We start from the raw sequence: 22,612 nt of genomic DNA on the forward strand, positions 1-22,612 counted from the left end.
GCCGGACCGGCGTTCACGGTGGTGCGTGCGATACACATTGTCTGCCGGTGACGCCCCCGTGCGGCAAGTGAATAACCAGCGGGGACACTGGAGCGAGCACCGTCCACAAAGATCATCCACAAAGATCGTCGAGTAAGACCGTCGAGAGGAACCTGACCGTGCAGCGGAAGGCCTACGTACCCGGCGTCGCCGCCCTCCTCGCGGCGCTGCTGGCCGGCTGCACAGGCGGCTCGGGCGGCGATGACACCGCCGAGGACGCCAAGCCCGGCGACAGCGGCACCACGACCGCCGCGGCGCAGCCCGGCCGGTACCTCACCCTCCCCGAGCCCTGCGGCGCGGTCGGTCACGGCACTCTCGACTCGCTGCTGCCCGGCATCAGGCAGATCACGGACGAGGACCAGCGCGAGGAGGCGTACGACGGCGAGTCGACCCTCACGTACAACACGGACCGCAAGGTCGGCTGCCGCTGGAAGGTGGAGTCCACGGACGCCACCGACCATCTCCTCGTCGACTTCGAACGGGTGGTGTCGTACGACAACTCCGTGAGCGACGACAGCCAGGCGACGGACCTCTTCGCGACCAAGGTGGTGGCCGCCGACCTCCCGGAGCCGGTCGTCTCGACCACAGCCTCCCCCACCCCCACCGCGTCCGCGTCCGCGTCGGCATCCGGCTCCCCCTCCCCCTCCTCGGGCACTCCCACCGACGCGGCCTCCGCCTCCGCCTCACCGGACACGGACAGCACCGCCGCCGCCGAGTCGGCCGCCGCCCTCCAGCCCCGCCTCCTCGACGGCCTCGGCGACGAGGCGTTCCTCGACGACGAGCTGACCCCCGCCGGTTCAACGGACCAGCGGCGCACGGTAACTGTGGCGTTCCGCACGTCCAACGTGATCGTGACCATCGAGTACGTCGAGCAGCCGACGGCACTCGGCACCGTGCCCGACAGCAAGGAAATGCAGGACAGGGTGCAGAAACTGGCCTCGCAGCTCGCCGGCGCGTTCGACTAGGACACGGCCGGTGTGCCCTCGTACCGGCCGTCCGCAAAGGGCGTGAAGCAGAACCCCATGCCCCCCTCACCGCGTACCGTGGCCCCTCGGACCCGATCCGACCGCAGGAACCGAGAGCCGCAGGAACCACCGCGCGATGAGTGAAGGAACCATGCACCGACCCGCACAGCGAGACCAGCGCAGCCGGAACAGCAGCCTGAACACCGGAGTGACGACGAGGCGGCTGCACCGCGCCCTCGCCACCCTGGCCGCCGTCCCCGTCATCCTCCTCGTGGCCGTCGGCTGCTCCTCCGACTCGGGATCCGACTCCGACTCGGGATCCGGTTCCACCGACAAGGCGGCGCAGGAGACGGGGGCCGGCGCGGGCGAGACGGTGAGCGCGTCGCCGACCGTGCAGGCGGCGGCGTACCAGAAACTTCCGGAGCCGTGCGCCGTGCTGTCGACGAAGACGCTGGAGGACCTGGTCCCCAAGGGCGTGAAGTCGGGCAAGGAGGGGTCGTCCAACGACACCTCGACGCGCGGCAGTTGCTCCTGGACGAGCCTCGCCAACAACGGCGTGAAGGGCTCCCAGTTCCGGTGGCTGAACGTGTCGCTGCTGCGCTTCGAGTCGACCGCGTCACGCGGCTCCGGCGACGAGCTGGCGCAGGCGTACTACAAGAGCCAGGTGCAGGACGCCGAGTCGACGGCGGGTGCGAAGAACACCAAGTCGGAGCCGGTGGCCGGGGCGGGCGACGCCGCGACGTCGGTGCACTACGACCTGAAGAAGAAGGAAGGGTCCTTCCGGCAGCAGACGGTGGTGGTCCAGGTCGAGAACGTCGTCGTGACCCTCGACTACAACGGTGCCGGGCTCGCGGGCGAGAAGACGCCGAGCGCGGAGAGTCTGACGAAGGCGGCGGTGAAGGCCGTCAAGGAAGCCGTCGCGAAGGTCTCGTCGGAGAACGGCGAGGGCGGTGCGGGCACTCCGGCCACCCCGGCCCCCACCAACTCCCCTACGGCGTCGGCGAGTTCGTCGGCGAAGCCGAGCGCGTCCCCGTCGAAGTCGGCAGCCAAGGCGGCGTCCAAGGCACCTGCCTCGTCCGCGTCCCCCTCAGCGTCGAAGAAGAGCTGACCTTGTTCCGGCAACACGTACGCCGCACACATGTGCCACCCTGTTGCGCGCAACAACACGCACTGGGAGGGGAGTACGGGTGGCCGCGCCACTGCAACTGACACGGATGCACCGGGTTCTCATCGGCGTGGTCGTCGCCGGTGCGGTGGTCATCGCCGGGATCGGCTTCGCGGGTTCGTACGCCGCCGTCCGTGAACTGGCCCTCAAGAAGGGCTTCGGGAACTTCAGCTACGTCTTCCCGATCGGCATCGACGCGGGTATCTGCGTCCTGCTCGCCCTGGACCTCCTCCTCACCTGGATCCGGATCCCGTTCCCGCTGCTGCGCCAGACGGCGTGGCTGCTGACCATGGCGACGATCGCGTTCAACGGCGCGGCTGCCTGGCCGGACCCGCTGGGCGTGGGCATGCACGCCGTCATCCCGATCCTGTTCGTGGTCTCGGTGGAGGCGGCCCGGCACGCGATCGGCCGGATGGCGGACATCACCGCCGACAAGCACATGGAAGGCGTCCGCCTCACCCGCTGGCTGCTGTCCCCCCTGCCGACGTTCCTTCTCTGGCGCCGGATGAAACTGTGGGAGCTGCGCTCCTACGAGCAGGTCATCAAGCTGGAGCAGGAACGTCTCGTCTACCAGGCCCGGCTGCACGCCCGCTTCGGCCGGGCGTGGCGGCGCAAGGCCCCGGTGGAGTCCCTGATGCCGCTGCGCCTGGCCCGCTACGGCGTCCCCCTCGCGGAGACGGCTCCCTCGGGCCTCGCGGCGGCGGGCATCGAACCGGCGCTGCTGCCGCCGGCCCCGCAGCCCGCCCTGGAGGCGGCCGACGCGGGCGCGATCAGCCGTACCTCGGGGCCCACGGCGACCCCTCAGCCCCAGTCCCAGCCCGTAGAGCAGCGCCCCGCTCCCGAGGGCGGCCGACCCGCCGGGCAGCCGGACAACGCCGAGCCCCAGAATCCATGGCTGCAGGCGCGTGACCCCCGGGCCATCGCGTACCAGGGCGGCTACGACCCGACCTACGACCCCGGACCCGCGGACGCCCAGTGGTACGAGGAGCAGCAGCAGGCCGAGCAGTACGACGCCCGGCAGCAGCTGGAGAACCGGCAGCAGTTCGAGAGCCGGCAGCGGTACGAGGCTGAGCAGCAGTTCGAGGAGCAACAGCGCTTCGAGCAGCAGCGGTTCGAGCAGCGGATGTTCCCGCAGCAGCAGTACGAGGAGTACGCGGAGCCGTCGGCCCCCGCCCCGGAGCTCTTGCCGGAGCCCTTGCCTGAGCCCTCTCCGGAGGACACCGGTACCTTCCCGATCCCGGCCGGCCCGGGCCGCACCCGTGAGATGGGTGCGGGCGGCGGTACGGAGCCGACGGAGGAGGACTACTACCTGGTCTTCAAGAAGTCGATAGACGGCAGCTACCCCACCTCGGGCCAGTTCCGAGGCGACGTGGAAGCGACGTACGGCACGAAGCTCCCGCAGCGCGAAGCCGACCGGATGGTCAACCGCTTCACCAACCGCCACACGGCGGAACTCCAGGACGACCACATCGCGTAGTCCGATATTTGATATTTCCTGGCTGTACGAAGGACGGGGCGCCCGGAGTTCACCGGGCGCCCCGTCCTTCGTCTCAGGGGATGTCAGGGAATGTCAGGGGAACGCGCCCCCCCTACTCCCCCAGCAGGGCCCGCACCCGTTCCTGCCCCACCGCGAGCAGCAGTGTGGGCAGACGCGGACCGGTGTCCCGCCCGACGAGCAGGTGGTAGAGCAGCGCGAAGAACGTGCGCTGGGCGACCTTGATCTCGGCCGGGAGTTCCTTCGGTGTGGCGTCGGCGGGGAAGCCGGCCTGGACCTTGGGGACGCCGTAGACGAGGTCGGAAAGCCCGTCCAGGGACCAGTTGTCGGCAAGCCCGTCCACGAGCAGCCGCAGCGACTGCCGTCCCTGCTCGTCGAGGGACTTGATCAGCTCGGTGTCGGGTTCCTGGCGCACGATGGTCCGCTGATCGGCAGGAACCTGCGTGTTGATCCAGGCCTCGGCCTTGTCGAGCCGGGGCCGCGCCTCGTCGAGGGAGAGCAGCGGGTCGGCGGGGTCCAGCTCACCCAGGATCCGCAGTGTCTGGTCCTCGGCACCGGCGGTGATGTCGGCGACGGAGGCCAGCGTCCGGTACGGCAACGCCCGCGCTGTACGCGGCAGTTCACCCCCGGCGGTACGCACGGCACGGGAGTGCGCGGCGACGTCCGCCGGCAGCGCGGAGCCGTCGGCGACCTTGGCGTCGAGCTTGTCCCACTCGTCGTAGAGCCGCTGGATCTCCTGGTCGAAGGCGATCTTGAAGGACTGGTTGGGCCGGCGGCGGGCGTACAGCCAGCGCAGGATCTGCGGCTCCATGATCTTCAGCGCGTCGCCGGGCGTGGGTACGCCGCCCTTGCTGCTGGACATCTTGGCCATGCCGCTGATGCCCACGAAGGCGTACATGGGCCCGATCGGCTGCTTGCCGCCGAAGATGCTGCCGACGATCTGCCCGCCGACCTGGAACGAGGACCCGGGAGACGAGTGATCGACACCGGAGGGTTCGAAGACGACCCCCTCATAGGCCCAGCGCATCGGCCAGTCGACCTTCCAGACCAGCTTGCCCCGGTTGAACTCGCTCAGCAGGACAGTCTCGGAGAACCCGCAGGCCGTGCAGGTGTAGGTCAGCTCGGTGGTGTCGTCGTCGTAGGCGGTGACGGTGGTGAGGTCCTTGCCGCACCCACCGCAGAAGGGCTTGTACGGGAAGTACCCGGCGGACCCGGAACTCCCGTCGTCCTCGGCGGCGGCCCCGGACCCCTCGGCGGCCTCGACCTCGGCCTCGTCGACAGGCTTCTGCGACTGCTGGGGCTTCTTGCCGGGGTTACCAGGGCTGCCGGGATTGCCGGGGGCCTTCTTGGTCCGGTACTGATCAAGAATCGCGTCAATCTCCCCCCGGTGCTTCATGGCGTGCAGGATCTGCTCGCGGTAGACACCCAAGGTGTACTGCTCGGTCTGGCTGATCCCGTCGAACTCGACACCGAGCTCGGCGAGCGCGTCGACCATCGCGGCCCTGAAGTGCTCGGCCCAGCTGGGGTGGGGTGACCCCTTGGGCGCCGGTACGGCGGTCAGTGGCCGTCCGATGTGCTCGGCCCAGGAGGCGTCCACACCCTCGACCCCGTTGGGGACCTTCCGGTACCGGTCGTAGTCGTCCCAGGAGATGAGATGCCGGACCTCGTATCCCCGCCGCCGGACCTCGTCGGCGACAAGGTGCGGAGTCATCACTTCCCGGAGATTCCCCAGGTGAATGGGCCCGGAGGGAGACAGCCCGGACGCGACGACGACAGGTTTCCCGGGGGCTCGGCGCTCCGACTCCTCGATGACCTCATCCGCGAAACGGGAGACCCAGTCGGTGGTCTCGGTGCTCTGAGCCACGATCGGCACGTCCTCTTTTTCTGAGAGTTCCTCAAGGCCAGCCGGTACGGTCGGACGGCTGACAGATCCATTCTCCCAGGTGCCCCCAGAACCACGAAACGACTATCCGGCGAGCCCCTCGATGACCCCGGACGGCACCAGCCAGCCCCGGCCCGCACGCCCAGCCCGTCCGGCGTTTGAGGACGAGGCCCGTCAGGGCCGTGGCGGGAGGTCTGGGGGCGCAGCCCCGGGGGCCTCTGTGTCGGCAGAGACCGTGTACCTCGCGCACGTCCTGGACGACGACCACGGTGCCGGTTCTCGGCAGTCCGGCCAGCGCCGGTCAGAGGGGAGGATCGGAGTGGAGGATCCGCTGGAAGAACCGGTGGTCTCGCCATGCACCGTTGATGTACAGGTACTTCGGCGCGGTTCCGTATCGGCGGAAGCCGGCCTTCTCCAGGACCCGCTGCGATGCCAGGTTGTGCAGCTGCGTGCCCGCCTCCAAGCGGTGCAGGGCGAAGTCCCTGCGAGCGCAAAGGCAGGCGGCTTCGACAGCCGCTGTAGCAAGACCGCGGCCGGCCCACTCGTTGTCGGTCCAGTAGCCGACGCCCGCACTGCACAGGGGCCCCAGAATGATCTTGGAGAGAGAGATCCCGCCGACGATCCTGCCGGTGCTCACCTCGACGAGCACCCAGTGCATGGAGGTGCCTGCCCGGCGCTGTGCCAGCTGCTTCTTGATGCAGGACCGCTGCCCGGCTTCGGTGTAGTACTCCTCCGGCCGCTCCGGCTCCCACGGCTGCAGGTAGCTGCGGTTTCGCAGTAGCGCCTGAGACAGGGAGCCGGCGTCTTCGAGAGTGGTCGGTCTCATTTCCACGCCGAGTTGCAGCAGCGTGGGAGCCGGTGCCGTCATGGGGTGGAGCTGGCATGTGCCACCGGCTTTGCCGGCCGCAGGTATTCGTCGAGGGACCGGCCGCAGCGCACGCGGAACCGTGCGACGGGCTTTGCGCGGTCGAGGTCGAGGACGATGGTCCGCTCCTCGGTCCAGCCCTGGAGCCGGAACTCGGCGTTCCCGATGTGCACGAGTCCGAAGCGAGGTTCACCCGCGATGCAGAGCGTGAGCCGTCCGTCCCGTACCTCGACGGAGCCCGGCAGGCTGTCGTCGGGGTCGGCTCCGGAGTCGTCCGACCAGTCGGGGAAGTTCGCGGGGATGTCGACATGACAGCGCAGGGCCAGTTGTTCGAAGGGCTGCAGGGGAAGGGGCTCCCTGGCCATGAGGACATCGCTCCAGGGCAGCTCATCGAGGAAGCCGGCCGGGAAGAGCGCCATGAGCTCCGGAGTCGGGACGGTGTCCACCACGAGGTGGATCCGTCGTTCTGCGCCTCGGTTCCTGGCTATGTGGAGCCGGTCGAAGTCCGCATACCAGAGGCGGCCCGCTTCCCAGTGGTACGTCTGGCCGTCCACGGTGAGCTCGGCCCCGGGCTGCGTCACGATGGGGATGTGAAGGCGCAGGAACCCCCAGGGGAAGTTGGTGTGCCCGTCGCTGTGCTCGTGGGTCTCCGCGCCGGGCCCGAGCGCCATGAGACGCGCGCTGTGCAGCGGGGCTGGAATACCGGCCAGAACCTCGGCGTGGTACGGGCACCGGCCGAGCACAGGGGTGTCGAGGTGGTCCTCGAGTCCGGCGCCGCCGGGGTCGGTGCGCTGGACGTTTCCTGTGGGGCCTCGAAGAGGAATGATCTTCCAGTCGAAGGTGTCCTCCTCGCCCAGGCCGTTCTGGTGGACCGGGCGGTTCGGGCGCCACTTGAGGTCGGCGAGGCCCTTCACCTCGGCGGCGAGCCGTGCGGCGTCAAAACTGAGGCCGAGGGGGGCGGCGGCGGGGAGGTGGTGCCATGTGGCGCCGGACGGACGTTCCAACGGAGAGGACATGGGGGAGCCCTACCCTTCGGTAGATCGAGCTGACTGGTGGCAGGCCGAAGTGTCGGCGGCTTCAGCTGCGTCTGGGCCTGCCTTGGACGGGGTGACGCGCCAGGGGCGGTGCCGGCCGATGAGGGCGGCCGTCGCCAACGCGGCGATTCCGGCGCTCGTGAACACCCAGGGCATGGGCATCCAGTCGGCCATGAGCCCTCCGACTGCCAGACCGACTCCCTGGGTGGCGATCGAGCCGGCTCCCGTGAGCGTCATCGCACGGCCTCTCAGCTCTGCGGGCACGCGTTGCACGTACAGCTGGTCGAGGGGAAGCGCGAAGGCTGTTCCGGCGCCGCTGACGAGCAGCAGGGCCAGTGCCAGGGGCAGCGAGGGGGAGGAGACGAAGAGGAGCAGGGGGGCACCTGCGAGGAGGAGAAGCGCGGGTACCCACCGGCTTCGCTCCTGGGGTCCCAGGAATCGGGCGACGGCCGCTTCGCCGATGACGGTGCCGACCGCGGGGAAGGCCAGGAGGAACCCGATGCTCTCGGGTCCGCCGCCGAGCTCGGCGGCATACGGCGCTGCGAGCCCCTCCGGCAGGACGATGAGGGCGGTCGGTATCCACTGGAGAAGCAGGAGCCGTCGCAGGACCGGATCGTTGAGGATGGACCGGTTGCCGCGGAATGTCTCGCGGATGATGCCCGCTTCACGGTTGGTGCTGCTGGCGGTTGCCGGCCTCGGCCGGACGAACACCAGCACCATCGTGAGGGAGAAGGCAAACGTCGCCGCGTCGACGAACAGTGTCGCCCTGGGCGTCAGGACGACGAGTAGGGCTCCGCCCAGACCGAAGCCGATTATCTGCCCGACTTGGATGGTTCCCGAGAACATGGACCTGGCGAGCGGATACCCGTTCATGCCGATGATGTCGGGGAGCATCACCTGCCTGGCAGCCCGGAACAGGGGGGACAGCGCCCCCGAGGCCGTCACCAGGACAAGAAGAACAGTGATGGGTATTCCGGGTACGGTCATGGCCAGAACACAGGCCATTCGGCTCGCGTCGCCGATCAGCATGAGCCGCCGGCCTGGAACCAGATCCACCACCGCAGAAGCCAGAGCCGCCGTGAGGATCTGGGGCATGAAACCCAGCGCGAACGTAATGGCGGCCATCAAAGCGGAATTGGTGCGGTCGAAAACAAGGACGGACAGGGCTACCTTCGTCAGCACGTCGCCGAGAATCGACACGGCATGCGCTGAGAAAAGGCCACCGAATTCGCGATTGCGCAGAAGCTGGCCGTACGTGACGGTTCCGTCCATCATTCCACCCTGCTGGTCATGGGACATCCCGCCACGGTTCGGCCGATCATGGGGAGATCAGCCGCGATACCACTGTCCGACCTGTTTTCGAGCCACACCCGCAATCCGCCGGGTGAAAGACCACGGGAGGGGTCGGGGACAACCTTGGTGGCCGAGGAAGGCGAGATATGGAAAGCGCGCGCGAGGAGAGCGGTCGCGAGCGTCATCTCGATCAGGCTCCACGCCATTCCCATACAGATCAGAGGGCCCGCACCGAACGGCATGTATGCGAACTGGGGGGCGGCGCTGCCGGAGCCGTCAGGCAACCAGCGGTCCGGGTCGAATGCCAGCGGGTCAGGGAACCAACGCGCGTCCCGCTGTATCACGTACGCGGGAACCATCACCTTGGTACCGGGCTCCAACGTGTATCCGCCCAGCACCGTCTCGTGCATGGCATGGCGGGCGAACATCCAATTGGGCGGCCAGAGGCGGAGCGCTTCTCGAACCACCCTGGCGGTAAGGCCCAGTTGCTCGTAGTGAGCATGCGTGATGGGCCCGGAGGTGGGAAGTACCGCTGCCGCCTCGGCCGCGACCATTGCCTGGATCTCCGGATGCCGTGTCAGCTCGTGGACGATCCATCCGAACCCGGCTGCCGAGGTGTTCTCCGACGCGAGCAGGGTGGCCGCCAGAGTCTCGCGGATGACCGCATCGGGCAGTACGCCGTGCCGGGCAGTGGGCTGCATCAGCACATCCACGAGGTCACCGGTCGCGCGCCGGCCCACGGCCCGGCGAAGGCCCATCGCCTCGCTGATGGCCTGCTCAAGCGCGCGGTTGGCTCTTACGACCCGGCGATGACGCGGGAGCGGGAACCCGAGCGGCAGGGAAACGGAACTGCTGACGACCGGGGTCAGCGCATCGAAGAGGTCTCGCCCCAGTTCGGCCACCAGATGCGCGTTCTCCCCGAGGCAGAGCACGGCTCCGACCCTGGCCGTGAGCGCGCGCATACGATCGACCACATCGATTTCGCCGCTTCCCCAAGAGGAAATCGCGCCGTCCAGCTCTGCGGCGATCCCGGGGACCTTTGCCTGCATGGAGGAAGGGCGCATGTGCCGCATGCGGGCAGCTCGCGACGAGGCCCACTGCTGCCTGGTCTCCGCGTCGTCCTTCTGTTTGCGGTGGAGGAAGTCGACCTCGGCACCGAAATCGGTGTTCGTGCGTGTGAGTACCTCCCCGGCCAGTGCCGGGTCGGCCACGACGACTATGTGGCGGTCAAACGACCAGATCGCGCCAAACTTCTCTGACATCTGCACCATGAAGCCGAGGCGGTCCTGGTCGTAAACGGGACCGTTGCCGGCAAGACGCCCGCCAAGCGGACCTGGCGGTCGGTTCATCGACTCCTCCATGATTGTGCGTTGTAAGGCCCTCGGGCTGGGACGAGATAGCGCCTCGTCCCAGCCCGAGGTATTACACGGATCGACCTCGGTGAGATCAGTACTTGTAGAAGCCGGCCACGGCCGTCATCTTCGTGCGGCGGGCGATCGCATACGAGACGGTCTTGAGCAGGGCCATCGTCAGTACCTCTTTCATGAAGGTGGGTTACGCATGGTGGACTTGTCGGCATTTGCCGCGCCCCGGAGAGAATTCCTCCGCTAACTCCTTGCGTGCCCTCAGACTGCCCCGGCGAGTTCTCCACCGTCCAGAGCGATCACGCTGCACTAAGCTGCGTGCAGGATCTTCCCGGGGGGTAAACAGTGGAAAATCGTGCACTTGAGGACTTTGCCCGGTTGGGTAAAACGGAAATCGAAGTCTTTCGCTGGGCGGCACAAAATGGACATCTCGATGCCGAGGAAGCTGCCCAGGACCTCGCCCTGAACGTCGAGGAAGTGCAGCAGGCCGCGGCCTCACTCGGGGCCCGGCACCTGCTCCGGCCCCTGCCCGGAGACGCAGCGCACGAGCGGCTGGTGCCTGTCGCACCGGAGAGTGCGGCAGCGATCATGTTCACCACCCCCGAGGCCGAGCTGCGCGGACGGCTGGCCCGCATCGACGAACTGAAGGGGGACTTCGACCTCCTGGGTTCGCTCTACGCCGAGACCCAGCGCAGTCGGCGCAGGCATTCGCCGATCCAAGAGGTGCACGGACTCGAATCCGCCACCGAGCTGCTCGAAAACGCGATTTCAGCCTGCCAGGTGGAAGTGTTGACCTGTGAATCCGGCAGGGACCTGCCGCCAGGGCGCGTGGAGCAGGCCAACGAGCGCGATCTGGCCCTCGCCCGGCGTGGCATTCAGGTGCGCTCCCTCTACCCGCACTCCGCGCGCCATGAGACAGCGACCCAGGACTACATCAGCCATCTCGCCTCGTCGGGTGGCGAGGTCCGCACCTTGCCCGAGCTGTTCGGCAGACTGATCGTTGTCGACCGGAAGGTCGCGTTCATCCCCCGCGCCGACGAGCACGAGGGCGTGGTCGTCGTCCAGGACCCCTCCACCGTCAGCTACCTGTGCGCGGTCTTCGACCACTCGTGGGGGCAGGCCACCCCCGTCAACCCCGGCCACTTCGGAACGCCCGTCATCAAGACGGAGGCCGCGCAGGCGATCGTGCGACTGCTCACGGAGGGCATGAAGGACGAGATGATCGCCAGGCGACTCGGCATGTCCCTGCGAACCTGCCGCAAGTACATCGCGGACGTCATGGAGAGCTTCCGGGCTGAGAGCCGATTCCAGCTCGGGTACCTGATCCGGGCACGGCTGGGCGACCCAAGACGCGCCAAGACCGGAACGATCGACGTCGTTGTTGCTGCGGCTCTGTCCTCGGACAACCCAGAACACCCAGAACAGTGAGTCCGCGTCGCACTGACATCCACTTCTGCTTGCAGAAGCCCAGGAAAACCCCTTTACCCCCCATGGGATACTGAGGGCATCCACACGTACCCCCCAGGAGAACGGCACCCACTCCAATGGCCTCGGTCAAGTCCCTCACCGCCACCGTCCACCAGCGCCTCGCGGACGCCCTCTCGGCAACCCTGCCGGAGGCACCCCCCGCGGACCCGCTGCTGCGACGCAGCGACCGTGCGGACTACCAGGCGAACGGCATCCTCGCCCTCGCCAAGAAGGCCAAGGCCAACCCCCGCGACCTGGCGACCCAGGTCGTGGGGAACGTCGTGTCCGGCGACCTGATCAAGGACATCGAGGTCTCCGGCCCCGGCTTCCTGAACATCACGCTCACCGACAAGGCGATCGTCGAGAACCTCGCGGCCAGGGCCGCCGACCCGGACGCCCGTCTCGGCGTACCGCTCTCCGCGCACCCCGGGACGACGGTCATCGACTACGCCCAGCCGAACGTGGCGAAGGAGATGCACGTAGGCCACCTCCGCTCCGCGGTGATCGGCGACGCGGTGGTCCAACTCCTGGAGTTCACGGGCGAGAACGTGGTCCGCAGGCACCACATCGGCGACTGGGGAACCCAGTTCGGCATGCTCATCCAGTACCTGGACGAGCACCCGCACGAGCTGGACCACAAGGCGAGCCCGGCGGACACCGAAGCCAGCGGCGAGGAGGCGATGTCGAACCTCGACCGCCTCTACAAGACGGCGCGCAAACTCTTCGACTCCGACGAGGAGTTCAAGACGCGGGCGCGTCTGAGGGTGGTCGACCTCCAGGCCGGCGACCCCGCCACGCTCGCCGCATGGCAGAAGTTCGTGGACGAGTCGAAGATCTACTTCTTCTCGGTCTTCGAGAAGCTGGACATGGAGATCCGGGACGCGGACATCGTCGGCGAGTCTGGCTACAACGACATGCTGGACGAGACGTGCCGCATCCTGGAGGAGAAAGGGGTCGCGGTCCGTTCGGAAGGCGCCCTGTGCGTCTTCTTCGACGACATCAAGGGCCCGGAGGGCAACCCGGTCCCGCTGATCGTCCGCAAGTCCGACGGGGGCTACGGCTACGCGGCCACCGACCTCTCGGCGATCCGCGACCGCGTCTTCAGCCTCAAGGCGAACAACCTGGTCTACGTGGTCGACGCCCGCCAGTCCCTGCACTTCAAGATGGTCTTCGAGACGGCGCGCAGGGCGGGCTGGCTCAACGACGAGGACGTCAAGGCGTACCAGCTGGCGTTCGGCACGGTCCTCGGCAAGGACGGCAAGCCGTTCAAGACGCGTGAGGGCGAGACCGTACGGCTGGTGGACCTGCTGGACGAGGCGGTCGACCGCGCGACGACCGTCGTGCGGGAGAAGGACACCCTGGGCCAGCTCTCCGACGCCGAAGTCGCCGAGCGGGGCGCCCAGGTGGGCATCGGCGCGGTGAAGTACGCGGACCTGTCGACTTCGGCGAACCGGGACTACAAGTTCGACCTGGACCAGATGGTGTCGCTGAACGGCGACACGAGCGTGTACCTCCAGTACGCGTACGCCCGTATCCAGTCGATCCTCCGCAAGGCCGGCGAGGTACGCCCGTCAGCGCATCCGGAGCTCGAACTGCACGAGGCGGAGCGGGCGTTGGCCCTGCACGTGGACGCGTTCGCGGAGACGGTGGCGGACGCGGCGACGGAGTACGCCCCGCACAAGATGACGGCGTATCTCTACCAACTGGCGTCCCTGTTCACGACGTTCTACGACAAGTGCCCGGTGATCAAGCCGGCCCCGCCGAAGGACATCGCGGAGAACCGCCTGTTCCTGTCCGACGTGACGGCGAAGACCCTGCACCAGGGCATGGCGCTGCTGGGCATCAGGACGCCCGAGCGCCTCTGACAGAACGGCGGCAACAGCCGTACGACCACACGGAAGCCGGGTACCCGAAGTCGAACGGGTACCCGGCTTCCGCCGTTCACCGCGACCGCGACAGTGACGGCGACGACGACCGTGTCTCATCGATCGGCAGCTCCCACTCGCACCACACCACCTTGCCGAGGTCCCGCTCCCCGACCCCCCACTTGTCACTGAGCGCGGCAACGAGCAGCAGCCCACGCCCGCCCTCGCCCTCGTGGGACTCGTCGGCCCGCTCGGCGATGAACGGCTCCCCCGGCCCACTGTCGTGCACGGCGACCCGCAACATCCGCCCGTCGTACCGCAGGAACAACAGGAACTGCCGTCCGGGCGGTACGCCGTGCAGCAGCGCGTTGGTCGCCAGCTCACTCACGCACAGCAACACGTCATCGCCACGCTCGGTGTCCGCGAGCCCCCAGTCGGCGAGGAAGTCGTACGCCAACTTCCTGGCGGCGGGCACGGAACGACGCTCACGCCGGAAGAACCTCTCGCGCAGCGGGCAGGGCTGGATCGTCTCATTCACGGGACGAGAGTCGCGGAGAGTGACTAGCGTGGATCACCCCGTGAACCCGTACAGATTTTTTGTACGGGTTCCTCCAGGGTCGGGGCCGGGCAGAGGTGGGGAGTTGGAGGGGCATGAGTCACGGAAATCGCTCGCGGAAGAAGAACTACTCGGCGATGAGGATGCTGGGCAAGCAGTTGCAGGCGGCCCGCAAAGCGGCGGGCTACACGCAGCGTTCGCTGGCCGAGGAGCTCCTTATCGACGAGGAGACGATCGCCTCGATCGAACAGGGCCGCCGCGCCCTGATGTACGACCTGGCGGAGCAGATCGACCAACTCCTCGGCCTGAAGGGGATGTTGGTGGCCGGGGTCGCCGAACTCCCGGAGATCGACCAGTTCCCCCTGTTCGCGGAGGAGTACATGGAACACGAGCGCGAGGCCATCTCCCTGTCCTGGTACGACAACGCGGTCCTGCCGGGCCTGCTCCAGACCGAGGCGTACGCGTACGCGGTGATGAGCGAGCGTGTACCGGCGTACGACGAGGACGAACTCCAGGCCAAGACGGCGGGCCGCATCGAGCGCCAGGAGATCCTCCAGCGCAAGTGTCCACCGACGCTGAGCTTCATCGTCTGGGAGCCGGTGCTACACCTCGGCGTGGGCGGCCCGGAGACCCGCCGCGACCAGCTCCGCCACCTGCGCGCATGCGCCGAACTCCCGGGCCTGACACCGGGCTGCGGCCCCGGGCGGTGAGTACAGCGGCCTCGTCGAGCAGTTGGAGGACGTCTTCCCGTCCGCCACCGTCTCCGCGCGGCAGGCCGGACTCGGCCCGGACCATGTGATGGGTCGGCCCCGGGAGTTGAAAGCACCGGTCACGGAAGCCGCCGTACACCGCGTCGCCGACGCGACGGACGACGCCTGCTGGCAGCCGGTGCTGTACGACCTGGGGCGGGACGCCGACCGGCAGGCCTTCGAGGCGCTGCTCGACTCCGGCGCCGTCCGCCAGGTCATGGACACCATCGATGACCAGCTGAGGGAACTGGTCACCAGCCGCGAGCCCGTCCTGCGCACCTCGCCCGAAGCCGTCGAGCGGGCCGTGGCGGAACAGCTGGGCGGGATCGCGCCGCGCGAGTACGGGACCTGGGCCTGGTACCCGTGGTCGGGGCGGCTGGTCCACCTGCTGCCCCGCGAGGAGTTCCGGCTGGTGCGCACCGACCGCAACCGGGGCCGGATCGAACGCCCCGAACAGCGACGGCTGCTGGGGAAGCGCGTGGGAATCATCGGGCTGTCGGTCGGCGGCAGCGCGGCCCTGACCTTCGCCATGGAGGGCATCGGAGGCGCGTTCAAGCTCGCCGACTTCGACACCCTCAGCGTCTCCAACCTGAACCGGCTGCGCGCGGGCGTGCACCACCTGGGTCTGAACAAGTGCGTGATCGCGGCCCGCCAGATGCTGGAGATCGACCCCTGGCTGGACATCGAGATCTACTCCGGCGGTCTGACCGACGCCACGATGGAGGAGTTCTTCACCGGCGGCACGGGCCCCATCGACCTCCTCGTCGAGGAGTGCGACACCCCCTACGTGAAGGTCGCCGCCCGCGAGCGTGCCCGCGCCCTGCGTATCCCGGTCGTCATGGACGCGAACGACCGAGGACTGCTGGACGTCGAACGATTCGACCTCGAACCCGACCGGCCCCTGCTCCACGGCCTGCTCGGCGACACCACCTCCGGCGACCTGACCGACCTCACCTTCGAGGAGACGGTCGACGTCATCCTCACCATGGTCGACCGGGAGCGCATCAGTCCCGAACTGGCCGCCGCCGTCCCGCAGATCGGCACCACCCTCAGCAGCTGGCCCCAGCTCGCCTCGGGCGTCGCGCTCGGCGGTGCGCTGACCGCGGAAGCCGCCCGTCGCATCCTGCTGGGCCTGCCCCGCCCCTCGGGCCGGTTCTACACCGACCTGGAACTCCTCACCTCTGCCGACCGGAGCACCCTGGCATGACCCTGGCCTGCGAGCTGACCACAGACACCCACACCGGCGCCGGACTGCCGGTCCCCTTCGCGGTCGCCGGCACCGGCCTGCACCTGCCCCCGAAGATCGTGACCAACAAGGACCTCACCCGGAACCTCCGGACGAGCGACGAATGGATCACGGCCCGCACCGGGATCCGTGAACGCCGGCGGCTGGCACCCGAACTGGCCACCTCCGACATGTGCGTGGCCGCCGCCCGCCCCGCCCTCGAAGCCGCCCGGCTCACGCCTGCGGACCTGGACGCGGTCATCGTGGCCAGCTACACCGCCGACCAGCCCCTGCCCTCCACCTCGGCCATCGTCAAAAGCGCCCTCGGCGCCACCAGGGCCCTCGCCCTGGACGTCGCCCAGGCCGCCTGCGCCTCCGGCGTGCACGCCGTGCTGCTGGCGGCCCACCTCCTGCAGAATCCTTCCATCAGCACCGTGCTCGTCATCGGCGCCGACTGCGCCTCCCGCGTCATCCGCCCCACGGACCGCACCGGAGGAGTCTTCTTCGGCGACGCCGCTGCCGCGGTGGTGCTCACCCGCGCCGAGACCGCCGGAGCCGGACTGCTCTCGTACGACATCGGCTCGAAACTGTCCTACGCCGTCCAGATCCCCGGGGGCGGCTCCCGCCTCCCCACCACCGCGGACACGGTCGCCGCCGGAGCCCACTACGTCTCCATGGACGGACCGGCCGTGTGGGAGACCGCGACCACCCGCCTCCCCGAGAGCGTCACCAGCGCCACCCGCCAGGCAGGCCTGGCCCCCACCGAGGTCGACCACTACTTCTTCCACCAGGCCAACATCAACATCCTCCAGGAGACCCTCCGCCGCCTGGACATCCCTGCCGACCGGGCTCCCATCACCCTCGACCGGCTCGGCAACACAGGCGCCGCCGGCCTGTTCACCGCCCTGCACCACACCACCACCGCCGGCCGGCTCCGCCCCGGAGACACCTACGTCATGTGCGCCATCGGCGCCGGCTTCCACTGGGGCACCCTCTGCCTGCGCCAAGCCTGATCAGGACCTGATCAGAACCTGATCAGGACCTGCGCCAGGCCTGATCGCCATGGGCCCGGAGAACGCGAAGGCCGCCCGGAGAGGAAACCGGGCGGCCAGGGCACGGGGACGATGCCCTCGGTGCGAACGTCAGGCGTACGAGGGTGCGAGCTTGGGGTTGTAGCCGTACTTGTTCTCGCCCTGCTCACCGTCGAGGCACATGAAGACGATCAGCGTGATGCTGCCGACGAGCGGGACGAGCGCGAACAGGACCCACCAGCCCGAGCGGCCGGTGTCGTGCAGTCGGCGCACGGTGACACCCAGACCGGGCAGGAAGAACGCCACGGTGAGCAGGATGCTGAGGATCTGCCCGCCGATGGCGGCTTCGATGATCACCACCACGATGGCGATGATCATGTAGAACAGCGCGAACATCCAGTATTCCTTGCGGCGCGCACGCCCGCTGAACACCGCGTACTTCTTGAGCGCCTCGATGAAGTAGTTCATGGGATCCCCCAGGGAACGATGTGAGCCCGCCGAGCGGATCAGGCCAAGGGGAGAAGTTACGGATACTGACGGGAACTCGTCAATAGGGTTAATCGCTGCAGGTCACGGGCATAAATCTGCTTACTGCACCGAGCAAAAGCGACTCCCGGCCGCAAATTTCAGGACAGATCCACGCAAGATTATCGACGACGACGGCTCAACATCCCGCCGTTCACGGCATCGTGCTCGTCCGGTCGCCGATCCATTGCCAGTTCTACGCCAGTCCGACGCACGTTCGAGGCCGCGCCGACACCGGACCGATCTCGAACCGTTGCCCGCCAGCCCTCCCAGCCCCTGCTGAACCCAGCGCCTGAGGCAGTGTCAGTGGCAGGCCCTACAGTCACCGGCATGGCGACGCTTCCCAACCCGCTGCCCCACCTCGCGGCCGACCCGACCGGCAGCGCACTCGGCCTCGCCCTCCCCGCCGGGAGGCTGATCGACGCGACGGACGAGGGCCCGTGGCACGAGCCCCTCCTCTGGCACGCCGACGCGCCCTCCGCCCCCGGCGACTGGACCACGCACCACAGCGCGGGCCGGCCCGTCGGGCTCCTCCCGGTGGTCATAGAGGTGGGCGGCGGCCAAGGCGGGCCGCAGGACTGGGAGTTGATCCCCGCCGACACCTCCTACCCCGGGGACCACGACCCCGAGGAGGTCCTCACCGGGTTCTGGGAGGAGTACGCGGCACAGGACGAGACCTGGCCAGGCCTGGCCCCCGCTGCCATGGGCACCGACGCCAGGCGGGCAGACGACCTGGCCGCCCAACTGGCCGACTCGCTCCTCTCCCCCGGCTCCTCCTTCAAGGAACCGCGCCTCGCCCTCGTCCCCGCCCGCCGTTCCGCCGACATCCCCGCCGCCATCGGCTGGTCGGGCCCCGTGAACTACGAGAGCGACACGGCCCGCCTCTGCGCGGTACTCCGCTCCTGGGAGGACCGCTTCGGCATACGGGTCCTGGCGCTCACCTTCAACCAGCTGGTGCTGTCCGTGGCGGCCCCGCCGGCCACCCTCGCCGAGGCCGAAGCGACAGCCGCCGAACACTTCGCGTTCTGCCCGGACAACATCACGCAGGGCGCCCACCCCACCCTGCGCGCCTACGCCGAACACGAACTGCTGGCCAAACAGACCTGGTCCTTCTGGTGGGACTGACCGAACTTGGCAACACGCGCCGAAGGTGACGCGCCCAAAGGGGCGCGGGGCCGTGTCGACATGCGGCTCCGCCGCACGGGCGCGACCAGCCACGACGCACCCGCACCGAACGAACTGCTACCGCAACCCCGCTCCCAACCGCCGCAGCCCTTCCCCGATCTCGTCCGGAGTCTGGGTGACGAAGCACAACCGCATCGTCGCCCGGCCCGCCCTGTCCACCTGGTCCGCCCGGTCAGGCCCGCCCACGAAGAAGGGCGCCCCCGGGACGTACGCGACACCCCGCTCCACCACCCCCCGGAACAGGGCAGCGGTGTCGTACGACTCCGGCAGCCGGGCCCAGAGGAACATGCCGCCCTCGGGACGGGTCCAGGTCGAGCCCTCCGGGAGCGCGTCCCCGATGCCGTCGAGCATGGCGTCGCGCCGCTCCCCGTAGACGCGGGCCACCCGCCGCACATGGGCGTCCAGGTCCCGGTCGGCCAGGTACCGAGCCGCGGCGAGCTGGTTGACGGTCGGGGTGTGCAGGTCGGCGGCCTGCTTGGCGACGGTGCACGCGCGCAGCAAGTCCGCCGGTGCCCGCAGCCAGCCCAGCCGCAGTCCTGGCGCCATGACCTTGGAGAAGGAGCCGAGCAGGACCGTACGATCCTCCGCGCCCGGACAGGACGCGATCCACGGCACGCGCTCACCCTCGAAGCGCAGCTCGCCGTACGGATCGTCCTCGACGATCCACAGCCCGAGCCGCGCGGCGACCTCCGCCACGGCGGCCCGGCGCTCGCCCGGCATGGTCTGCCCGGTCGGATTCCGGAAGTTGGGCACGGTGTAGAGCAGCTTGGGCCGGTGCCGGACGACCAGTTCCTCCAGCGCCCCCGGAGTGATCCCGTCCTCGTCCCCGGGGACGGCGATCACCCGCGCGCCCGCCAGCCCGAACACCTGAAGTGCCGCGAGATAGCAGGGGTTTTCGACGAGGACGACGTCCCCGGGGTCGATCAGTGCGGTGGCGAGCAGCGACAGCGCCTGCTGGGAACCGGTGGTGACGAGGAGCTCGTCGGCGTCGGTGGGCAGACCGCGTGCGGTGTGCCGCCGGGCGAGCGCCTCACGCAGGGCCGGCTCGCCCTCGGTCGTGGCGTACTGCAGGGCCCGCGCGGGCGTGTCCGCGAACACGTCCCGGAACGCGGCGGCCACGCCCTCCGCGTCGAACAACTCGGGTGCGGGCAGCCCGCCCGCGAAGTTGATCACCTCGGGCCGCGCGGTGACGGCCAGGATGTCCCTTACGGCCGACCCGCCGACCGCCCGTACCCGCGCGGCGAACGCGGGCACGGAGGCGGAAGCGGAAGCGGAAGCGGAAGTTGCTGTCGCCGGGGCTGTCGCAGGGGCTGTCATGTGCGGCTCCTTCAGGCGGGCGGGCGATACGGCTCCTGCCCACACCCTAGGGAAATGCATGCCGCCTACAACCGCTTTTCACCATCCGGACGCCCGAGCCGAATGCAACCCCTACGCCTTCAACCTCTACGCCTTCAGCCCGTGCACCTTCAGGCCATACGCCTTCAGGCCTTTCGGCCACTCGCCGCGTACACGTTGATGTCCGCGTCCGTGACGTCGTTGATGTCGCGGTAGCGGACCTTTTCGATGTCGTCCAGGGAGTCGAAGTACGCGGCGTCGACCTGCTCCGGGACCGGCGCACCATCGTCGGGACGCCAGTGGTGGGCGGGCACGACATCCGGCTCGTCGAGGGTGAGCCCGTTCTCCTCGAAGAAGCGTTCCACCTCGGCCCTGGAGCGCAGCACGAAGGTGAACCCGCGCTCGGTGTACGTCCGTTGGACCGCGCGGATGTTCTCGGGATTCAGGTCCTCGGTGAGGTGACTGAGGACGAGCCGGCTCCCGGAGGGCAGCGCGTCGACCAGGTCGCGCACGATGTCGTACGCCTCCGGCTCGGCCACGAAGTGCAGGACCGCCGCGAGGACGAGCGCGATCGGCTGGTCGAAGTCGAGGGTCTTGCGGGCGTGTTCGAGGATCTGGGCCGGGTCGGCCAGGTCGGCGTCGATGTAGTCGGTGCGGCCCTCCGGCCCGCTGGTGAGCAGGGCGCGCGCATGGGCGAGGACGATCGGGTCGTTGTCGACGTACACGACCCGGGTGTCGGGGGCGATGCGCTGGGCGATCTGGTGGACGTTGTCCTGCGTGGGCAGGCCGGTGCCGATGTCGAGGAACTGGCGGACGCCCTCGTCCGTCGCCATGGCGGTCACGGCGCGGCGCATGAAGTCGCGGTTGTGCCGGACGTCCAGGTATCCGCGCGGATTGGCGGCGAGCGCTGCGGCGGCCGCGTTGCGGTCGGCCTCGTAGTTGTCCTTGCCGCCGAGGAAGACGTCGTAGACCCGGGCCGGGTGGGCCTTGGTGGTGTCGATCCTCCTTCTCAGTTCGGCGGGGTCCTGACTGAGAGCATCGCCGCTCATGTGGCCTCTCCATGGGGAGCCTGGTGTCCAAACCTCTTCAACGGACAACAACCTAGCTGGCGACCGCAGTTGATATTCGAAAATCGACCGTCGGACCGTCCCGGAACAGGCTCCCGCCGTCCCGGACCATCCCGGAACGGAACACCATCACCGCAGGTCAGCGCGGTGGTCCACCGACAGGCGTCCCAGATTCGCCGCGAAACATGGTGCTGGGACGGGTCACGGCACAAGCTGTTGCCAGCCGAGAGGCACCGTCACCCTCCCCTCCCCTTCCCCTCCGAAAGGGCACACCCATGTCCGTACGCACCTCCCGTACGCGCCTGTTCGCCGCCACGGCAATCGCGCTCGTCGCGCTCACCACACTCACGGCGTGCGAGGACGGCGAGGGCGTACGGGACGAGGGCCCGTCATCGTCGTCCGCGAATTCCGAACCCGGACACGCGTCCGGCACGGGACCCGCCCTCGGAGTCGGAGGGGCTCACACCATACGGGCGGCCTCGGTGGCCCAGTAGGTGAGGATGTTCTGCGCGCCGGCGCGCTTGATCCCGGTCAGGGTCTCCAGGATGGCCCGCTCCCGGTCGACCCAGCCCTTCTCCGCCGCGGCCTCGACCATCGAGTACTCGCCGGAGATCTGATAGGCGACGACAGGTACGTCCACGGCGTCGGCGACGCGGGCGAGGATGTCGAGATAGGGCCCGGCGGGCTTCACCATGACCATGTCGGCGCCCTCCTCCAGGTCGAGCGCCAGCTCCCTCAGCGACTCCCGGACGTTGGCGGGGTCCTGCTGATACGTCTTCCGGTCCCCCTTCAGCGAGGAGCCGACGGCTTCCCGGAAGGGCCCGTAGAAGGCGGACGAGTACTTGGCGGTGTAGGCGAGGATGGCGACGTCCTCGCGCCCGATCTGATCAAGGGCATCGCGAACGACCCCGATCTGCCCGTCCATCATCCCGCTGGGACCCACGACATGGGCCCCCGCGTCAGCCTGCACCTGGGCCATCTCGGCGTACCGCTCCAGGGTGGCGTCGTTGTCGACGCGCCCTTCCGCGTCCAGGACCCCGCAGTGCCCGTGATCGGTGGTCTCGTCGAGACAGAGGTCGGACATGACGAGCAGCTCGTCCCCCACCTCGGCCCGCACATCACGGATGGCGACCTGGAGAATCCCGTCCGGATCGGTACCGGGGGTCCCGAGGGCGTCCTTCTTCCCCTCCTCGGGCACCCCGAAGAGCATGATCCCGGAGACCCCGGCCGCCACGGCGTCCACGGCAGCCTTCTTCAGACTGTCCCGCGTGTGCTGGAAGACCCCGGGCATCGCGGAGATCGGAACGGGCTCAGTCACCCCTTCCCGCACGAAGGCGGGAAGGATGAAGTCGGCGGGATGCAGCCGGGTCTCGGCGACCATGCGCCGCATGACAGGCAAGGTACGCAGCCGCCGAGGACGCGCACCGGGAAAGGATCCGTACTTCGACATACCAACACGCTACGCCCGCCCCACGTCCCCCTTTACCGACGCGGCGTCGGGGGCA

The 22,612-nt window shown here is 68.8% G+C and carries 20 protein-coding genes; 10 read left to right on the plus strand and 10 right to left on the minus strand.

Going from position 1 to position 22,612, the window contains the following annotated elements; all coding sequences use genetic code 11:
- Positions 1 to 158 precede the first annotated feature (158 nt).
- The 3 genes from G3I56_RS28980 (at position 159) to G3I56_RS28990 (ending at position 3,646) form a co-directional block, all read left to right on the plus strand.
- Entirely contained in the window at positions 159 to 1,004 is an 846-nt protein-coding gene (locus tag G3I56_RS28980) for a DUF3558 domain-containing protein (RefSeq protein ID WP_164413996.1), read from the plus strand.
- Between the two features lie 136 nt (positions 1,005 to 1,140).
- Complete coding sequence (locus G3I56_RS28985; protein ID WP_164413998.1) at positions 1,141 to 2,112, plus strand: DUF3558 domain-containing protein; 972 nt, start codon at positions 1,141 to 1,143, stop codon at positions 2,110 to 2,112.
- 106 nt (positions 2,113 to 2,218) lie between these two features.
- On the plus strand, positions 2,219 to 3,646 hold the full coding sequence (locus G3I56_RS28990; RefSeq protein WP_164414108.1) for a DUF2637 domain-containing protein: 1,428 nt from the start codon (positions 2,219 to 2,221) through the stop codon (positions 3,644 to 3,646).
- 112 nt (positions 3,647 to 3,758) lie between these two features.
- Here G3I56_RS28990 and lysS read toward each other — a convergent pair whose 3' ends face one another.
- From lysS to G3I56_RS29015, 5 genes are all read right to left on the minus strand, one after another.
- The gene (gene lysS / locus G3I56_RS28995) at positions 3,759 to 5,537 is read right to left on the minus strand and encodes a lysine--tRNA ligase (protein WP_164414000.1); all 1,779 of its coding nucleotides are present in this window, start codon (positions 5,535 to 5,537) and stop codon (positions 3,759 to 3,761) included.
- A 310-nt stretch (positions 5,538 to 5,847) separates the two neighbouring features.
- Positions 5,848 to 6,414 (minus strand): GNAT family protein, encoded by a 567-nt coding sequence (locus G3I56_RS29000; protein WP_164414002.1) that lies wholly within the window; start codon positions 6,412 to 6,414, stop codon positions 5,848 to 5,850.
- Complete coding sequence (locus G3I56_RS29005; protein WP_164414004.1) at positions 6,411 to 7,427, minus strand: aspartyl/asparaginyl beta-hydroxylase domain-containing protein; 1,017 nt, start codon at positions 7,425 to 7,427, stop codon at positions 6,411 to 6,413. The genes G3I56_RS29000 and G3I56_RS29005 overlap by 4 nt, the downstream gene beginning before the upstream one ends.
- A 9-nt stretch (positions 7,428 to 7,436) precedes the next feature.
- Positions 7,437 to 8,744, minus strand: coding sequence for an MFS transporter (locus G3I56_RS29010; RefSeq protein WP_164414006.1), 1,308 nt, complete (start codon positions 8,742 to 8,744; stop codon positions 7,437 to 7,439).
- Positions 8,717 to 10,099 (minus strand): cytochrome P450, encoded by a 1,383-nt coding sequence (locus G3I56_RS29015; protein ID WP_164414008.1) that lies wholly within the window; start codon positions 10,097 to 10,099, stop codon positions 8,717 to 8,719. Before G3I56_RS29015 ends, G3I56_RS29010 begins: the two co-directional genes overlap by 28 nt.
- A gap of 348 nt (positions 10,100 to 10,447) precedes the next feature.
- On the opposite strand from G3I56_RS29015, the gene G3I56_RS29020 reads away from it, so the two are divergent.
- Positions 10,448 to 11,530 (plus strand): LuxR family transcriptional regulator, encoded by a 1,083-nt coding sequence (locus G3I56_RS29020; RefSeq protein WP_164414010.1) that lies wholly within the window; start codon positions 10,448 to 10,450, stop codon positions 11,528 to 11,530.
- Between the two features lie 116 nt (positions 11,531 to 11,646).
- Positions 11,647 to 13,434 carry an arginine--tRNA ligase gene (gene argS, locus G3I56_RS29025; RefSeq protein WP_164414013.1) on the plus strand — a complete coding sequence of 596 codons (1,788 nt, stop codon included), beginning with the start codon at positions 11,647 to 11,649 and terminating at the stop codon, positions 13,432 to 13,434.
- A gap of 76 nt (positions 13,435 to 13,510) precedes the next feature.
- On the opposite strand, the gene G3I56_RS29030 is transcribed toward argS, so the two are convergent.
- Complete coding sequence (locus G3I56_RS29030) at positions 13,511 to 13,972, minus strand: ATP-binding protein (protein WP_164414015.1); 462 nt, start codon at positions 13,970 to 13,972, stop codon at positions 13,511 to 13,513.
- A gap of 113 nt (positions 13,973 to 14,085) precedes the next feature.
- Between G3I56_RS29030 and G3I56_RS29035 the strand changes: the two genes are divergently transcribed.
- The 3 genes from G3I56_RS29035 to G3I56_RS29045 are packed head-to-tail and all read left to right on the plus strand — an operon-like array spanning position 14,086 to position 16,977.
- Positions 14,086 to 14,700, plus strand: coding sequence for a helix-turn-helix transcriptional regulator (locus G3I56_RS29035; RefSeq protein WP_343240081.1), 615 nt, complete (start codon positions 14,086 to 14,088; stop codon positions 14,698 to 14,700).
- 22 nt (positions 14,701 to 14,722) lie between these two features.
- Positions 14,723 to 15,946: a ThiF family adenylyltransferase gene (locus tag G3I56_RS29040; protein ID WP_239135157.1), complete on the plus strand. Its 1,224-nt coding sequence runs from the start codon at positions 14,723 to 14,725 to the stop codon at positions 15,944 to 15,946.
- The gene (locus G3I56_RS29045; protein ID WP_164414017.1) at positions 15,943 to 16,977 is read left to right on the plus strand and encodes a ketoacyl-ACP synthase III; all 1,035 of its coding nucleotides are present in this window, start codon (positions 15,943 to 15,945) and stop codon (positions 16,975 to 16,977) included. Before G3I56_RS29040 ends, G3I56_RS29045 begins: the two co-directional genes overlap by 4 nt.
- A 129-nt stretch (positions 16,978 to 17,106) precedes the next feature.
- Here G3I56_RS29045 and G3I56_RS29050 read toward each other — a convergent pair whose 3' ends face one another.
- On the minus strand, positions 17,107 to 17,463 hold the full coding sequence (locus G3I56_RS29050; RefSeq protein ID WP_164414019.1) for a DUF805 domain-containing protein: 357 nt from the start codon (positions 17,461 to 17,463) through the stop codon (positions 17,107 to 17,109).
- Positions 17,464 to 17,850: 387 nt separating this feature from the next.
- Here G3I56_RS29050 and G3I56_RS29055 point away from each other — a divergent pair, with 387 nt between their 5' ends.
- Positions 17,851 to 18,645, plus strand: a complete 795-nt coding sequence (locus tag G3I56_RS29055) for a DUF4253 domain-containing protein (RefSeq protein ID WP_164414021.1) — start codon at positions 17,851 to 17,853, stop codon at positions 18,643 to 18,645.
- 117 nt (positions 18,646 to 18,762) lie between these two features.
- Here G3I56_RS29055 and G3I56_RS29060 read toward each other — a convergent pair whose 3' ends face one another.
- Positions 18,763 to 20,022, minus strand: coding sequence for a PLP-dependent aminotransferase family protein (locus tag G3I56_RS29060; protein ID WP_164414023.1), 1,260 nt, complete (start codon positions 20,020 to 20,022; stop codon positions 18,763 to 18,765).
- A gap of 164 nt (positions 20,023 to 20,186) precedes the next feature.
- Positions 20,187 to 21,089 (minus strand): SAM-dependent methyltransferase, encoded by a 903-nt coding sequence (locus G3I56_RS29065; RefSeq protein WP_164414025.1) that lies wholly within the window; start codon positions 21,087 to 21,089, stop codon positions 20,187 to 20,189.
- Between the two features lie 293 nt (positions 21,090 to 21,382).
- Here G3I56_RS29065 and G3I56_RS29070 point away from each other — a divergent pair, with 293 nt between their 5' ends.
- The gene (locus G3I56_RS29070; RefSeq protein ID WP_164413812.1) at positions 21,383 to 21,601 is read left to right on the plus strand and encodes a hypothetical protein; all 219 of its coding nucleotides are present in this window, start codon (positions 21,383 to 21,385) and stop codon (positions 21,599 to 21,601) included.
- Here G3I56_RS29070 and hemB read toward each other — a convergent pair.
- A complete protein-coding gene (gene hemB, locus G3I56_RS29075; protein ID WP_164414027.1) occupies positions 21,568 to 22,557 on the minus strand; it encodes a porphobilinogen synthase in 990 nt (329 codons plus the stop codon). The two genes, G3I56_RS29070 and hemB, sit on opposite strands and share 34 nt — an antisense overlap.
- Between the last annotated feature and the right edge of the window lie 55 nt (positions 22,558 to 22,612).

The organism is Streptomyces sp. SID12488, assembly GCF_010548275.1.
Lineage (GTDB): Bacteria > Actinomycetota > Actinomycetes > Streptomycetales > Streptomycetaceae > Streptomyces.